Origin of the sequence: Parachitinimonas caeni, assembly GCF_030129945.1 — a bacterium.
In the GTDB taxonomy this organism is placed as follows: Bacteria; Pseudomonadota; Gammaproteobacteria; order Burkholderiales; family Chitinimonadaceae; genus Parachitinimonas; species Parachitinimonas caeni.
In genome coordinates this window covers 124,255-139,608 of record NZ_JARRAF010000006.1, presented here as the reverse complement: position 1 = coordinate 139,608, position 15,354 = coordinate 124,255, and the positions used below count along the sequence as shown (strand labels likewise).

Below are 15,354 nucleotides of genomic sequence, written 5' to 3'. Positions count from 1 at the left end.
CTCTCACCCTGCCTCGCCCTGCCCCAAAACTTGGCCCGGCGCGACCGAAAACAAAACGTCAACAGAGCCTAACAAGCCGGGTTGATGTGTCTTCGCGGAGGGCATTGCAACAGGCTCTGCTGAGGCTTCGCAATAAGGGCTTGATGGTGATGGTCTGTAAACCTTACGACAACAGAATCTAAATCTCCAATCAAGCCCTTGTATTTGCTCATACGAATGGGGGCTGGTGGGCGCGTGTCAACAGAGCCTAGCGGACAAGGCGCACATGGTTAATCAGCCCATCGTGGATATGGTAGATCGCTACCACATGCAGCGGCTGATCTCCCCGGCCGGTGATATGTTCTTCATCCAGCACATAGTTACCAACGCGAATCCGGCTGCGTAGCTGGCAATGCAGTTGCGGGTAATCAGTAAAAATCGTCATGTAACGCTCACGTACGGCGGCTGCGCCATCGGCGATCAGGGTACCTTCACCATCTTCAATCCGGACATCCGGGGTGTAGCACGCCATAAAGGCGTCGATGTCGCGGGCATTGTAGGCGTCCAGTTGAGCTTGTGCGGGGTCGGTCATCTCTCGAAATCCTGTGAATGTTGTTGGGGCAATGGCCGGGTTGGTCAGTGCCTGGCAGGCTGCCAGGTGTATTGAAGTGGCGGGTCAGCACTCAATGATGTTGACCGCCAGGCCGCCACGGGCGGTTTCCTTGTATTTGCTTTTCATGTCGGCACCAGTTTCGCGCATGGTCTTGATGACCTTGTCGAGCGATACCTTGTGTGTGCCATCTCCCAATAGCGCCATGCGCGCCGAATTGATTGCCTTGACTGCGCCAATCGCGTTGCGCTCGATGCACGGCACCTGTACCAGCCCGCCAATCGGGTCGCAGGTCAGACCCAGATGGTGCTCCATGGCGATTTCAGCAGCGTTCTCTGCCTGACGTGGTGTGCCCCCCATGACCTCTGCCAGCGCGCCGGCCGCCATGGAGCAGGCGACGCCGACTTCGCCCTGGCAACCGACTTCAGCGCCCGAGATAGAGGCGTTTTCCTTATAAAGAATGCCGATGGCGGCGGCAGTCAGCAGAAAACGTACCACGCCTTCTTCGGTCGGGTTAGGGGTGTGGCGGGCGTAGTAATGCAATACTGCAGGCACGATGCCGGCGGCCCCATTGGTCGGCGCGGTGACGACGCGGCCGCCTGCGGCGTTCTCTTCGTTGACGGCCAGGGCGTACAGGTTGATCCAGTCCATCACCATCAAAGGGTCGGCGGCAGATTGGGTGGACAGCTTGCGGAAAACCGCCGGGGCACGACGGGTGACCTTGAGGCCGCCGGGGAGTACACCCTCGCGCTCGCAGCCTCGCTTGACGCAGGACTGCATGACTTCCCAGATCTTCAACAAACCGGCACGGGTTTCCGCTTCCGGGCGCCAGGCGGCTTCGTTTTCGAGCATCAGACGCGAAATCGACAGGCCGGTGGCGTCGGTCAGCGTGATCAGCTCAGCAGCGCTGCGAAAAGGGTGGGCAACCTGGGTCTGGTCTTCCATGAAAGGGGTTTCGGCATCGGCATCGCCACTGACGACAAAGCCGCCACCGACCGAGTAATACGTACGTACATGCAGCTCGCTGCCATCTGCATCCAGGGCGACAAAGCGCATGCCGTTGGGGTGGGCAGGCAGGGTCTTGCGCCGGTGCAGCACAATATCTTCGGCCGGGTTGAATGCGATGACGTGCTGACCTAGCAGGTTGATGCGCTGCTCTTGCTCAATCCGTGCAATGGTGGCGGGTACGTGGTCGGTCTCGACGGTGTCTGGTTCGTCTCCTAACAGCCCCAGCATCACGGCCTTGGGGCTGCCGTGACCTTTGCCGGTCTGGCCGAGCGAACCAAACAGTTCGGCTTTGACGCTACGGACAGCTGCCAGCGCACCTTTGTTGGCAATGCCTTCCACAAAGCGCTTGGCTGCCCGCATGGGGCCGACGGTGTGTGAGCTGGAGGGGCCGATGCCGATTTTGAACAGGTCGAATACGCTGATAGCCATGGGTAAAGTCTCCATCTGGTTGTAGGAACCTCTGCCGCCGGAGGGGCAGGCAGATTGTCTGCCAGGGGAGAGGTTCGCTTATGTACCCCGATTCGATCGCGGGGCTTGGGTGGCGCAAGTGTAGTGCATGTCGGCAGGCAATGGCCGGGTCGTGCAAGAAAAGCCCAAAGCCTGTTCTGGCGAGGTTTTGCGTCAGATGGAATTTGCCGGATTTGATCGAAAATACGGGGGAATCATCCTAGACCCGCTCCCCAAGGGTGCGGACAATTCCGGCCGCCACATACCCCCTGTCCGCCCGGCGTCCGTCGTCGTGTAATGGCCGCTACGGGCCTTGAGCAGGCGGTTATAATGCCGGCTTCCCAGATGCGCTCCGGGCGTTGTTGACGTTTTGTTTGCGGTTGCGGGGGCGGTCGTCCGTACCCGAGCCGTGCATTGGGTTTGGAGCTTGACCCGAAACGACACGTCAACAGCGCCTGCTGCGCCAATCCGTTCTCTCGCCCAAGGAGTCCGCATGACCAGTCGTACACCGCTTTACGAAGTCCACACCGCTGCTGGCGGCAAGATTGTCGAGTTTGCCGGTTGGGAAATGCCCATCCACTACGGTTCCCAGATCAAGGAGCACGAGGCGGTTCGCACCGATGCCGGCATGTTCGACGTCTCGCATATGACCGCAGTCGATGTAACCGGTGAGCGCGCCACGGAATTTCTGCAAAAGCTGATCGCCAACGACGTGGCCAAGCTTGGTTTTGAAGGCAAAGCACTCTACTCGGGCATGCTGAACGAGGCTGGTGGCGTGGTGGATGACCTGATCGTCTATCGCACCCGTTGGGGATATCGGGTAGTGATCAACGCTGGCACCACTGCCAAAGATCTGGAATGGATGGGTCCGATTGCGGCGCGCTTCGGGGTCACCCTCACCCCTCGGCGCGATCTGGCCATGATTGCCGTGCAAGGCCCGAATGCCCTGGCCAAGACCAAGGCAGCCAAACCCGAAATTGCCGCGCTGATTGATAGCCTTGCCGTGTTTGTCGGCCTGCCGCATGGCGACTGGTTTGTGGCGCGCACGGGTTACACCGGTGAGGACGGGCTGGAAGTGTCGATGCCTGCTGCTGAAGCCCCCGCATTCTGGCAAGCCCTGACTGCAGCAGGCGTGGCACCGGCCGGTCTGGGCGCCCGCGACACGCTGCGGCTCGAAGCCGGCATGAACCTGTACGGCAACGAAATGGACGACAGTATTTCCCCGCTGGCGGCCGGCATGGGCTGGACCGTGTCCTGGGAGCCTGCAGGCCGTGACTTCGTGGGCCGCCAGGTGATCGAAGCCGAAAAGGCCGAGCGTAGCGCCGGCAAGGCGGGTCTACTCAAGCAGGTTGGCCTGGTATTCGAAGGCAAGGGCGTGCTGCGCAGCCATATGAAAGTCGTGACCGAAACCGGCGATGGCGAAATCACCTCCGGTACTTTCTCCCCGAGCCTGCAAGTGTCGATTGCCATGGCGCGGGTGCCGCTGGCCGTGAAAGTGGGCGACAGCGTGCAGGTTGATGTGCGTGGCACCCTGCAACCGGCCCGTGTCGTCAAGATGCCTTTCGTGCGCAACGGCAAGAAGGTCTTTGAATGAAGCGCACCGGACAGCTGTTGGCGCTGCTTCTGGCGGCATCCCTGGGCAGTGCAGGGGCGCTGGCGGCGCCCATGTCTGCCGGGGAGCTGGCTGAGTTTCTGATCTGGAACATCGACGAGCCCAAACCGGCCGAGCAGCGCTTTCGCGAGGCCTTGAAGGCGCATGCCGACCCCAGCGCTGAAGCGGCACAGATCAACACCCAGCTCGCTCGGTCTTTGGGCTTGCAGATGCGCTTTGACGAAGGCCATGCCCTGCTCGACAAGATCGAGCCCCGGCTCGCTGGCCTGCCGCCGGTGGTCAAGGTGCGCTATCTGCTCGAACGCGGCCGGCTGTTTAATTCAAACAAAGCTGCCGATAAGGCGCTGCCTCTGTTTGTTCAGGCCTGGGAACTGGCGGTCGCCAGCAAGCTGCCTTATCTGGCGGTTGATTCTGCGCATATGGCCGGGATCGCGGCGCAAGGGGACGCTGCCGTGGAGTGGAACAGCATGGCGATTGCGTATGCCGAAGCCAGCCCGGACCCCGCTGCCAAACGCTGGCTGGCCTCGCTCTACAACAATCAGGGCTATGCCTTTGAAAGTCGCAAGCAGTACGACAAGGCGCTGGAGCTCTACCAGAAAGCCCTGGCCGAACGACAGAAGCAGGCCAAGCCGGGCGCTATCCGTATTGCCAAGTGGATGATTGCGCATGTGCAGCGGCTGACCGGCAAGCTTGATCCGGCCCTGGCAACACAGAAGGCGCTTGAAGACGAGATGACGGCAGCCAAAGACGTCGATGGCTACGTGTACGAGGAGCTGGCCGAGCTCTATCTGGCCAAAGGCGACAAAGCCCAGGCCCGGCGCTATTTCGGTCTGGCCTATGCCGAGTTGTCCAAAGACGCCTTTCTGGTCCGCGACGAGGCGACCCGGCTGGCGCGCATCAAGCAATTGAGCGAAGGCAGCTGAACGGCAGTGGCGTGTTAAAATTCACGCGTCACGAGTCCTGCAACTTTATCTATCCGGCCGACGGGGCTGAACGATACCTGGTTGTCGTCGGCGGGATGCCAAAACCAAACTCGGCACCTTGATTGGTACCGAACACCCAACCTGAGGATGACATGAGCACCAATATCCCTAGCGATCTCAAGTATGTGGCCAGCCACGAGTGGCTACGCCTGGAAGCCGATGGCACCGTGACCGTTGGCATTACTGACCACGCCCAATCCTTGCTGGGCGACGTGGTGTTCATCGAGCTGCCAAAGGTCGGCGCCAAGCTGGCCGAAGAAGCACAGGCCGGGGTTGTCGAGTCGGTCAAGGCCGCATCGGATGTTTACTGCCCCATTGCCGGCGAAGTTGTCGCCATCAACGAAGCGCTGGAAGGCGCGCCCGAGCTGGCGAATACCGATCCCTACGGCGAAGCGTGGTTCTTCCGCATCCAGCCTGCCAATCCGGGCGATCTGGCCAAGTGCCTCGACGCTGCGGGTTATGCAGCGGAAATCGGCGCCTGAGCCCACGTAATACCCCAAAACCGGCCCCTCAAAACGGCCGGTTTTTGCATTCTGGCAATCCGGTAACCCACCCCCTCGATCAGAGCTGGCCGGGAAGGGTTACACCATGAAGGACTCCTCAATGACTTTCGAATCCCTGAGTTCGCTTGAACAGCACGATGAATTCGTTGGCCGCCATATCGGCCCCGATGCCGCCGAAACCACCGCCATGCTCGCGGCAGTGGGCGCGGCCTCGCTCGACGAACTGGTTGCCCAGACCGTGCCGGCGAATATCCGCAGCGCCAAGCCAATGGCCCTGCCCGCACCGCGCACCGAAGAAGAATCGCTGGCCGAACTGCGCAGCCTCGCCAGCCGCAATGTGATTGCCCGCTCGTATATCGGCATGGGGTATCACGAAACCATCGTGCCGAAGGTGATTCTGCGCAATGTGATGGAAAACCCCGGCTGGTATACCGCCTACACGCCCTATCAAGCTGAAGTATCGCAAGGCCGGCTCGAATCGCTGCTTAATTATCAGCAGATGATCATTGACCTGACCGGGCTGGAACTGGCGAATGCCTCCTTGCTGGATGAAGCGACTGCCGCTGCCGAAGCCATGGCGATGGCCAAACGCATCGCCAAGAGTCAATCGAATGCCTTTTTCGTCGATGCCGGAGTGCTGCCACAGACGCTGGATGTACTGCGTACCCGGGCGGCGGCCTTTGGCTTCGAGCTGATCGTGGCTGATGCGGCAACGGCGGGCCAACACGATGTCTTTGGTGCCTTGTTCCAGTATCCGAACGTTGATGGCGACATTCTCGATTTCGCCCCCTTGATTGCGGCAGTTAAAGCCAAGGGCGGCGCCGTGGCCATGGCCTGTGATCTGCTGGCGTTGGTGCTGCTGAAGTCACCTGGCGAGCTGGGAGCAGATATTGCGGTGGGTCTGACCCAGCGCTTTGGCGTGCCGATGGGCTTTGGTGGCCCTCACGCCGCTTTCTTTGCGACCCGTGACGATTACAAGCGCGCCGTCCCCGGCCGCATTATCGGCGTGTCGATCGACAGCAATGGCAAGCCGGCCCTGCGGATGGCCCTGCAGACCCGCGAACAGCACATCCGCCGTGAGAAGGCGAACTCCAATATCTGTACCGCACAGGTGCTGCTGGCCAATATGGCCGGCCTGTATGCGGTTTATCACGGGCCGGATGGGCTGCGTCGTATCGCTCGCCGCGTCAATCGCCTGGCCAGCATCTTTGCGATGGGCCTGAATAAGGCGGGCGTCAAGGTTCTTAACCGGCATTTGTTCGATACAGTGACTTTCGAACTGGGTGATGGCGCCGAGGCGGCCTATGCTGCGGCCCGCAAGGCGGGCTTCAACCTGCGCAAAGTCGGCCAGGGTCGGTTGGGGGCGAGCTTTCACGAGCGTAGCAACCGCATTGATGTGGCCGAATTGTGGCAGGCGTTGCTGGGCCAGAAGGCGGCGGATCTATCGGTGAGCGGGCTGGATGCCGATGCTGCCAATGCCTTGTCGGCCACGATGCTGCGTAGCGACGCCATCCTCAGCCATCCGGTTTTCAATAGCCATCACACTGAAACCGAGATGCTGCGCTACCTCAAGCGCCTTGAAAACAAAGATCTGGCCCTGAATACCTCGATGATTTCTCTGGGCAGCTGCACGATGAAGCTGAACGCCACGGCAGAGATGATTCCGGTGACCTGGCCCGAATTTGGTGAGATTCATCCGTTTGCCCCGGCAGATCAAACCGAGGGCTATCTGCGCATGATTGAGGGCTTGGCCGATCAACTCAAAGCCATTACCGGTTTTGACGCCATCTGCATGCAGCCAAACTCCGGGGCACAAGGCGAATACGCCGGCCTGTTGGCGATTCGTCGCTACCACGAGTCTCGTGGCGATACCCATCGGAATGTCTGCCTGATTCCACGTTCGGCCCACGGAACCAATCCCGCAACCGCGCAAATGATGAGCATGGAAGTGGTGGTGGTGGCCTGTGACGACGCAGGTAACGTCGATGTCGCGGATCTTAAGGCCAAGGCCGAGCAGTATCGTGATCGCCTGTCCTGTCTGATGATCACCTATCCCTCTACGCACGGTGTGTTTGAGGCGGCGATTCGCGAGATTTGTGATGTTATCCATGCCAATGGCGGCCAGGTTTATATGGATGGTGCCAACCTGAATGCCTTGGTTGGTCTGGTCAAACCGGCCGAAATCGGCGCGGATGTCAGCCATATGAATCTGCACAAGACCTTCTGCATCCCGCATGGCGGCGGCGGACCCGGCATGGGGCCGATTGGCCTCAAGGCCCATCTGGCACCGTTCATGGCCAACCACGCTGTTTCGGCCATTCCTGGCCCGCATGAAGGCCAGAGCGCTGTTTCGGCCGCGCCTTATGGCTCGGCGTCAATTTTGCCGATTTCGTGGATGTACATCACGATGATGGGCGGAAGCGGCCTCAAGCGTGCCACGGAAATGGCGCTGCTGAACGCCAACTATCTGGCCAGCAAATTGAAAGATCACTACCCGGTGCTGTACACCGGCGCAAACGGCCGCGTAGCGCACGAGTGCATCATTGACCTGCGTCCGCTCAAGGCGGCGACCGGCATTACCGAGGTGGACATCGCCAAGCGGCTGATGGACTACGGTTTCCATGCGCCGACCATGAGCTTCCCGGTTCCTGGTACCTTCATGATCGAGCCGACCGAGAGCGAGTCGCAGGAAGAGCTGGATCGCTTTGTGGCGGCCATGGTGTCTATTCGCGAGGAAATCCGTCAGGTAGAGCAGGGTGTCTGGCCTGCTGACAACAGCCCCTTGCGGCATGCCCCGCATACGCAGGGTGTGGTGCTCGGCGAGTGGAACCGACCATATAGCCGCGAGCAGGCAGCCTTCCCGCTGGCGTGGGTACGTCAGAACAAGTTCTGGCCAACCGTTGGCCGTATTGACGATGTCTATGGCGACCGCAACCTGGTTTGCAGCTGCCCAAGTACGGATAGCTATCAGTAAAATAACCATCCGTCAGCAAGGCCAGCAGCCTGAAACAACAACGCCACCTGTAGAGGTGGCGTTGTTGTTGGTGGGGCAAGTCTGTGTGGTGCGGTGTCAGGCTAAAGACTTTTCCAGCACAAAGTCATCCATGACAAAGCCACCGCCGATATCGACACAGATTGATTCACGCACGCTAAAGCCGTTGCGCAAGTAGGACTTCATTGCCTTCTCATTACCCTTGTTCACGCACAGGATCAGTGCGCTGCAGCCCGCCTTGCGCGATTCATCAAAGACGTGCTCCAGCAGCCGGCTGCCATGACCTTGGCCGTGCAGATCGGGATGCAGGTATAGCTTGTCGAGCTTCATCTCGGTAGGGCTGTAGCGGAAATAGTTGGCATAACCCACGATCACGCCGTCCATCCACAAGGCGTCCAGCCGATGGCCGACGGTCTCGATTTCTTCTGCCAGCGCAATGGGGTTGTAGCGCTGCGCCAGCATGTAGTCGATCTGCTCATGCGTGATCAGGCCTGGGTAGTGTGCACGCCAGATGACGCCAGCCAGTTCGGAAATCACAGGAATATCTGCCGCTGTGGCAGGACGAATAGCAATGTCGGACATCGTGTGGCTCACTTCAGCTTGCTGTTCATGCAACCGGCACTGGAGCATTCGCGCACCCGATCCTGCAGAAACTGGGCGCGACTGATAGTCGTGGTTGCTGCACAGTCGAGGTTGACGTAAAAGCCTTTGGCGTCTTTGTAGCTGCAGTCCCGATTGCGGTTGGCAATCCACTCCAGCTGGCCTTTCTTCAACAGCTTCTTGCCCTCGTCATCAAGCTGCTTGACCAGCTTGCCGTAGTTCTCATTCAGTTCCTTATCGGCTTGCAGGTATACCTTGTTCAGACAGTACAGATCGTCAAAGTCATTCTTCGGGTTATCGCAGCCAGCCGCTGCAAAGGTAGTGCCGCTAGCCAGTGCCAATAAAGTGGCAATCAACGCAGATTTCATCAGGGCTCCTGCAAGTGAAGGGGGAAAATCAACAGAACCTAACAGTAACGGTGCTGGCCGTGGGCGGCAATATCCGGCACAGGGCAAGCGTCAGCTCGTCGCCCGCCGCGAGAAGTCTCTTGGCCGGAATCCGCACAGGCCAAGGCATGCAAAGTAGATGCCGGCACCGGCGGCACATAGCCCTAGTAGCTTGCTGCAACGTAACCACATTGCACCGGTTTGCCAGCTGCCGAGCCAGTGCGCCCCAAACCAGAGGACAATGGCCATGACTACCACCGCAAACAAAAGTTTTGCCAGAAAGCCGAACCAGCCGGCTGATGGCTGGTAGATGTTCTGCTTGCGTAATGCCCGCAGCAGCAGATAGGCGTTGAGGGTGGCGGCGAGCCCGATAGACAGCGACAAGCCAGCATGGGCAAGCGGCTTGTAAAACAGCAGGTTCATCAGCTGTGTACAAATCAGGGTGATGACGGCGATCTTGACGGGCGTACGCGTATCCTGCCGCGCATAAAAACCCGGCGCGAGGATCTTGACGGCGATTAGTCCCAGCAGGCCGATGCTGTAGGCAATCAGGGCCTGTGCAGTCATGCTGGCATCAAAATCCCCGAACTTGCCGTACTGGAACAGGCTGCCAATCAGCGGGTAGGCCAGCACGGCCAGTGCGACCGCCGCAGGGAGCGACAGCAGCAGGCACAGGCGCAGGCCCCAGTCCAGCATGGCTGAATATTCGCTGCTGTCGTCCTTGGCGTGCAGCTTGGCCAAGGATGGCAGCAAGATCGTGCCCAGTGCGGCACCCAGTACCCCACTGGGCAGTTCCATCAGACGGTCTGCGTAGTACATCCATGACACGCTTCCTTCCCGCAAGGCACTGGCAAACTGGGTATTGATGACCAGGCTGATCTGTGCCACCGATACCGAAAACATCAGTGGTGCCATTTGCTTGATGATGCGCCAGACCGCGGGGTCTTTCCATGCCAGACGTGGCCAGACCAGCATGCCGACCTTGTGTAAAAAAGGCAGCTGAAAGCCAAGCTGCATGACTCCACCCAGTAACGTGCCCCATGCCAGTGCATGAATCGGTATATCAAGATGCGGTGCCAGAAACAGGGCACAGAGAATAGAGGCGACGTTGAACAGCGTCGGCGTAACCGCCGGGACAGTGAAGCGGTTGTAGGTGTTGAGCACACTCCCAACCAGCGAAGCCAGCGAAATCAGAAAGATGTAAGGGAAAGTGATTCGCAGCAAGCTGGTGGCCAATTCGAAGCCGCCTGGTTTTTCGGTCAGGCCATGAGCTGTCAGATAAATCACCCACGGGGCTGCCACCACGCCAAGTATGCTGACCAGCGCCAGGATGGCACTCAGCACCCCTGCAACATCTGCAACCAATATGCGTGTTGCAGTTTCGCCACGCTGATTTTTGTATTCGGCCAGTACCGGGACGAAAGCTTGAGAAAATGCGCCTTCAGCAAAAATCCTGCGTAACAGATTGGGTAAACGGAAGGCAACATTGAAGCAATCTGTAGCCAGGCCGGCGCCAAAATAGCGTGCGATGATGGCGTCACGCACGAACCCGAGAATGCGTGACAGCATGGTCATACTGCTGACACGGGCCAGCATGCGAAGCAGATTCATTGTTTTCATTGAGCAATTGCGGGGCGGCTAGTGTAAGCCAACTTGCCAGCATGCGGGAGGCAGCGTATGATCTTCTGTTTTCTAGAAAAGTCTCTTAATTAGGAGTTCTCGAACAATGGCAAACACTGCACAAGCCAAGAAGCGTGCCCGTCAGGCCGTTGCCGCCCGTGCTCGTAACATGGCGCAGCGTTCCGCTTTCCGTACGGCTATCAAAAAGGTATTGAAGGCGATCGAAGCCGGCGACAAGACTGCCGCCCAGGCTGTTTATAAAACTTCGGTGAGCATCATCGATCGTATCGCTGACAAAGGCATCTTCCATAAGAACAAAGCTGCCCGCCATAAGAGCCGTCTGTCGGACGCTATCAAGGCTATGGCCTGATACTCTCCCGATTTGCTGGCCAGCATCGTGAGAAAAAGCCCAGTCATCTGACTGGGCTTTTGTTTTTGGTCAACGCGATATTTTTATGCTGTGTATCGGTGGCCTTGCTCTGCGACTACGTTCGATCAACACAAGCGCTGCAGCCAATTGGCGGCATGCCGTGCCAGCATTATCTCTTCATCCGTTGCAATCACGCACACAGCCACACCTGACCGTACTGTGGCGATATGTTGCGCGTTCGCGGCATTTTTCTGCGGGTCCAGTTCGATATTCAGCCAAGCGAGGTGGTCCACAATCCGGGCACGTATTTCCGGGGCGTTCTCCCCGATTCCGGCGGTAAAGATCAATGCATCCAGGCCACCTAGTGGTACCAGCAGACTAGCAATCTCGCGGGCAGCGCTGAGACAAAACAGCTCGATAGCCTCTTGTGCTTGTGGCGATTCCTCGCCAAGCAACTGCCGCATATCACTGCTGATTCCCGACACCCCCAACAAACCAGACTGCTTGTATAGCAAGTCAGCCGTGTCATCCAGGCTCAAGCCCCCCGTCTGTTGCAGATAGAGCACTACGCCAGGATCCAGCCGGCCGCACCGGCTGCCCATCATCAAGCCATCCAGAGCGGTGAGTCCCATCGTCGAGGCAACGCTTCGGCCATTCTGTATGGCGCAGGCGCTGGCGCCGTTGCCAAGGTGCGCCACGACAACCCGGCCGGGATGGGTATCCAGCACAGTCGGGAGCTGGTCGGCGATGTATTCATAGGACAGACCATGAAAGCCATAGCGCCTGACACCGCGATCATGCCATGAGCGGGGTAGAGCAAAGCGTTGTTGCAGCGACGCTTGAGTCTGGTGAAACGCGGTGTCGAAGCAGGCAATCTGCGGCGTAGTGGGGAGCAATCTGGTCACAGCATGAATGGCGGCCAGTCCATGTGGCTGATGCAGTGGCGCCAATGGGGTCAGACTCTCCAGATAGGCGATTGTCGGCTCGGTGAGTTCAACTGCGCTGGCGTAGCGTTCGCCACCATGCACAATCCGATGGCTGACCACGGCAGGTGCTTTCCCCAGATAGTGGCTGAGCCAGGTCAGTAGACCAGCCAGGGCTTCATTGTGGTCGTTTGCCCGGAAAGATGCCGGAGCCGGTATTTGTGATCCCCTTACCTTGAACTCGGCTTGAGGCCCCCCAATACCCGCAATTTGCCCAGAAAAATGCCGGTTTGGGCCATCCGGATCATAGAGGCCGAACTTGATACTGGAGGAGCCGGCGTTCAGCGTCAGTATGCTGCCCATATCAATTAACCTTGGCATGCAGGATCAGCGCGGCGATCGCGCAGGATGCCTGTCTGGCAGAGGCTGAGTCGGCGCGGCTGGTCAGGACGATTGGCACTTTCGCGCCAAGGACAATGCCTGCTGCCTGGGCACCCGCGAGGTACTGCAGCTGTTTGGCCAGCATATTGCCAGCCTCCAGATTGGGCACTACCAGAATGTCGGCAAGGCCGGCAACGGCGGAGTGAATGCCCTTGCTGGCGGCGGCTTCTGGCGAGATGGCATTGTCGAAGGCCAGAGGGCCATCCAGCGTACCGCCGCAAATCTGGCCGCGATCAGCCATTTTGCAGAGGGCTGCGGCATCCAGTGTCGATTGCATTTTCGAGTTCACTGTTTCCACGGCTGCCAGGATTGCAACTTTGGGTTGAACGATCCCCAAGGTTTTCGCCAGATCAATGGCGTTCTGTACGATGTCGCGTTTCTCATCCAGTGTTGGCTCAATGTTGATAGCGGCATCGGTGATGAAAAGCGGGCGTGGGTAGGCGGGAACATCCATGGCGAAGACGTGACTGATGCGCCGTTCGGTACGCAAGCCTGTCTGGCTGTTAAGCACTGCCGCCATCAGCTCGTCGGTGTGCAGGCTACCTTTCATCAATGCTTTCACCTGGCCACTTCGCGCCAGTTCGACTGCCTGGGCGGCTGCGGCGTGACTATGCGGCACATCAATGACGCGATAGGCGTCCAGATCAATGTCTTCATCGTCGGCGATGGCGCGCAGTTTGGCGAGCGGGGCAATCAGCAGGGGTTCGATCAAACCGGCTGCAGCCGCGTCAATGGCGCCCCGCAATGCCTGGCGTTCGCAGGGATGAACAACCGCCATCGGAATCGCCGGGATCTTGCTGGCATGGGTAAGCAATTGGTTGTACCAGGCTGGGTGAAGTTGGGTGTTCATGATTATTCCTTATCCAACAATGTGATAGCCCGCATCGACATAAAGCCGGCTACCGGTCAGGGCGTGGGCTGCGTCGGACACCAGAAACGCTGCTACTGCACCGATGTCATCAATATCAACCAACTGATGTTGTGGTGCCCGCTCGACCGCTTGTGACAGCAGGTCATCGAAGTGGGCAATGCCGGACGCTGCACGGGTGAGCAGGGGGCCGGGCGACAAAGCGTGTACCCGAATCTGCTTGGGCCCCAGCTCATGCGCAAGGTAGCGGGCGGTGCTTTCCAGCGCAGCTTTCACAGGCCCCATCAAGCCATAGTGGTCGACAACTTTTTCTGCGCCGTAGTAACTCATGGTGAGCAGGGTTCCGCCATGTTGCATCAGTGGTTCGGCAAGCTTCGCCATGCGGATGAATGAATGGCAGGATACGGACATCGCACGTAGGAACCCTTGCTCGGAGCAGTCGATCACCCTGCCGCGCAAATCGTCCATCGGGGCGTAGGCGATGGAGTGCAACACAAAGTCCAGCTTGCCCCAGTGTTGCGTAATGGCGGCAAATACGGCCTCCAACTCGCCTGGATGTTCGACATTGCATGGCATGACCAGCTGAGAATCCAGTGCATCGGCCAGTGGTCGAACAAATGCCTCCGCTTTCTCGTTGAGATACGTGACCGCCAACTCGGCCCCGGCTTTGCGAAAATTCTGGGCGCAACCCCAGGCAATACTCATATCGTTGGCAATGCCGACGACCAGCCCTTTCTTTCCTGCTAAATCTGTCACGACTTTGACTCCAAAGAGGTTTGTCCCATCTGGGGGAATGGATCAGTGTAGGCTTGAATTGATTAAATCAACGTTAAGTGAAATTGATGAAATTCCTGCCTGAAATTTCTGAAATCTGTATTAGTTTGTTCTGATATTTGATGAATTGACGGATATCTTGACGAATTAAAATAATAGAAACTAAAATGATCGCGCTTGATTGAAGTGTTGCTGATATTTTATTTGGTATGGGTCAATTTAATTCGGATATTCGTGTTGACCCCAAGATTATTGCAAAGCAGCAAAACGGCCGGTTGATTTGTATCAAGCGGGTTTGATTTTGCCGTTTTGCCAGACCTGGTTTTATTTTACAAGGTGTCATGGGCCCTCAGAGTCCTGTAGTTAATCGCTAACGAAACCAAATTCGGCAGTTTTGGGCCGCCCGGCATGGGCGGCTTTTCTTTTTATGGTACTGCGGGAGTGATGGCTAGGGCTGCGCATGGCACTTGAAGCCTTGCTGGCGCTTTTGAGATGACTTGCTCTGCTAGCATTTATCAAAGGCCCAGGATTCTGGAGTCACAATGACGGTCTGATTCAATATAAAAGATATTTTGGCCTAAATGAGTACTGAGGAATTGTCAGTCAAATAAGCAGATGTTGAAGGGAGGGGTTTGTGAGTGTAGTGCTTTTGGCTTAATTCAAACAATTTGTGGCACTTCAGGGTGCGTACCAGTGCTTGGCTGCATGGTTGGTGGCAATTACTGACTTGTCTCAAGCAGACGGCGACGGTTGATGCCTTATAATGATAATGTCATTGCTTGAGGCGCCGAAAATCAAGGTCGAATCGGCCTGCTAAGTGGGGTTAGTGCAGGCGCATTAATTTGAGGTAGTCAGGTTCTTCAAGCTCCAGATGTCGGAATTCCGGCGTATTCTCATGGCCTGCTTCAACAACGACCTTGACGTAACGCCCTAGTCGCTTCCAGATTGCAATAGACAGGCGTTCAACAAACAGCGTTTCGGTTTCACCGGCACGGAATGGTGCTTCGGCCATGGCTTCAAGAAAATGGGCACCAGCAATTTCGCGCTGACGTACCCAGGCTGGCGCAATCCAGGCGGTACGTATTGCTGCAAGCGCTTTAGGGACTTCCGCTGTGCCGAGTGGGTAGATGGAGAGATGTACGTGGTAGGCGCGCGACATGGCCGGCTCCCTGGCAGGAGGATTAGTTTGATTATTAACAAGATATTGTCAGACCGGCAAGTTGCTTGGCGACAATTGG

Annotated in this window: 14 protein-coding genes; 5 read left to right on the top strand and 9 right to left on the bottom strand. The window is 57.9% G+C overall.

The window, feature by feature from the left end; translation table 11 throughout:
* Positions 1 to 247: 247 nt before the first annotated feature.
* Together PZA18_RS07260 and PZA18_RS07255 are read right to left on the bottom strand one after the other, a co-directional pair.
* Positions 248 to 571: a nuclear transport factor 2 family protein gene (locus PZA18_RS07260; RefSeq protein ID WP_284100150.1), complete on the bottom strand. Its 324-nt coding sequence runs from the start codon at positions 569 to 571 to the stop codon at positions 248 to 250.
* 84 nt (positions 572 to 655) lie between these two features.
* Positions 656 to 2,026, bottom strand: coding sequence for an L-serine ammonia-lyase (locus tag PZA18_RS07255; RefSeq protein WP_284100149.1), 1,371 nt, complete (start codon positions 2,024 to 2,026; stop codon positions 656 to 658).
* Positions 2,027 to 2,537: 511 nt separating this feature from the next.
* Here PZA18_RS07255 and gcvT point away from each other — a divergent pair.
* The 4 genes from gcvT to gcvP all read left to right on the top strand — a co-directional run bounded on the left by gcvT (position 2,538) and on the right by gcvP (position 8,116).
* Positions 2,538 to 3,638 (top strand): glycine cleavage system aminomethyltransferase GcvT, encoded by a 1,101-nt coding sequence (gcvT, locus tag PZA18_RS07250; RefSeq protein ID WP_284100148.1) that lies wholly within the window; start codon positions 2,538 to 2,540, stop codon positions 3,636 to 3,638.
* A complete protein-coding gene (locus tag PZA18_RS07245; protein ID WP_284100147.1) occupies positions 3,635 to 4,579 on the top strand; it encodes a tetratricopeptide repeat protein in 945 nt (314 codons plus the stop codon). Before gcvT ends, PZA18_RS07245 begins: the two co-directional genes overlap by 4 nt.
* Positions 4,580 to 4,731: 152 nt before the next feature.
* Entirely contained in the window at positions 4,732 to 5,121 is a 390-nt protein-coding gene (gcvH, locus tag PZA18_RS07240; protein WP_284100145.1) for a glycine cleavage system protein GcvH, read from the top strand.
* A 121-nt stretch (positions 5,122 to 5,242) separates the two neighbouring features.
* The gene (gene gcvP / locus PZA18_RS07235; protein ID WP_284100144.1) at positions 5,243 to 8,116 is read left to right on the top strand and encodes an aminomethyl-transferring glycine dehydrogenase; all 2,874 of its coding nucleotides are present in this window, start codon (positions 5,243 to 5,245) and stop codon (positions 8,114 to 8,116) included.
* 96 nt (positions 8,117 to 8,212) lie between these two features.
* Here the strand turns inward: gcvP and PZA18_RS07230 are convergent, their stop codons facing one another.
* The 3 genes from PZA18_RS07230 to murJ form a co-directional block, all read right to left on the bottom strand.
* Positions 8,213 to 8,716, bottom strand: coding sequence for a GNAT family N-acetyltransferase (locus tag PZA18_RS07230; RefSeq protein ID WP_284100143.1), 504 nt, complete (start codon positions 8,714 to 8,716; stop codon positions 8,213 to 8,215).
* 8 nt (positions 8,717 to 8,724) lie between these two features.
* Positions 8,725 to 9,102, bottom strand: coding sequence for a lysozyme inhibitor LprI family protein (locus tag PZA18_RS07225; RefSeq protein WP_284100142.1), 378 nt, complete (start codon positions 9,100 to 9,102; stop codon positions 8,725 to 8,727).
* A gap of 90 nt (positions 9,103 to 9,192) precedes the next feature.
* A complete protein-coding gene (murJ, locus tag PZA18_RS07220; RefSeq protein ID WP_308447345.1) occupies positions 9,193 to 10,731 on the bottom strand; it encodes a murein biosynthesis integral membrane protein MurJ in 1,539 nt (512 codons plus the stop codon).
* A gap of 115 nt (positions 10,732 to 10,846) precedes the next feature.
* Between murJ and rpsT the strand changes: the two genes are divergently transcribed.
* Entirely contained in the window at positions 10,847 to 11,110 is a 264-nt protein-coding gene (rpsT, locus tag PZA18_RS07215) for a 30S ribosomal protein S20 (RefSeq protein WP_284100140.1), read from the top strand.
* Between the two features lie 125 nt (positions 11,111 to 11,235).
* Here the strand turns inward: rpsT and PZA18_RS07210 are convergent, their stop codons facing one another.
* The 4 genes from PZA18_RS07210 to PZA18_RS07195 form a co-directional block, all read right to left on the bottom strand.
* On the bottom strand, positions 11,236 to 12,396 hold the full coding sequence (locus PZA18_RS07210; RefSeq protein ID WP_284100139.1) for an acetate/propionate family kinase: 1,161 nt from the start codon (positions 12,394 to 12,396) through the stop codon (positions 11,236 to 11,238).
* A 1-nt stretch (position 12,397) separates the two neighbouring features.
* Positions 12,398 to 13,324, bottom strand: coding sequence for a bifunctional enoyl-CoA hydratase/phosphate acetyltransferase (locus PZA18_RS07205; RefSeq protein WP_284100138.1), 927 nt, complete (start codon positions 13,322 to 13,324; stop codon positions 12,398 to 12,400).
* Between the two features lie 9 nt (positions 13,325 to 13,333).
* Positions 13,334 to 14,098: an enoyl-ACP reductase FabI gene (gene fabI / locus PZA18_RS07200; RefSeq protein WP_284100137.1), complete on the bottom strand. Its 765-nt coding sequence runs from the start codon at positions 14,096 to 14,098 to the stop codon at positions 13,334 to 13,336.
* Between the two features lie 841 nt (positions 14,099 to 14,939).
* Positions 14,940 to 15,275: a hypothetical protein gene (locus PZA18_RS07195; RefSeq protein WP_284100136.1), complete on the bottom strand. Its 336-nt coding sequence runs from the start codon at positions 15,273 to 15,275 to the stop codon at positions 14,940 to 14,942.
* Positions 15,276 to 15,354: the final 79 nt, after the last annotated feature.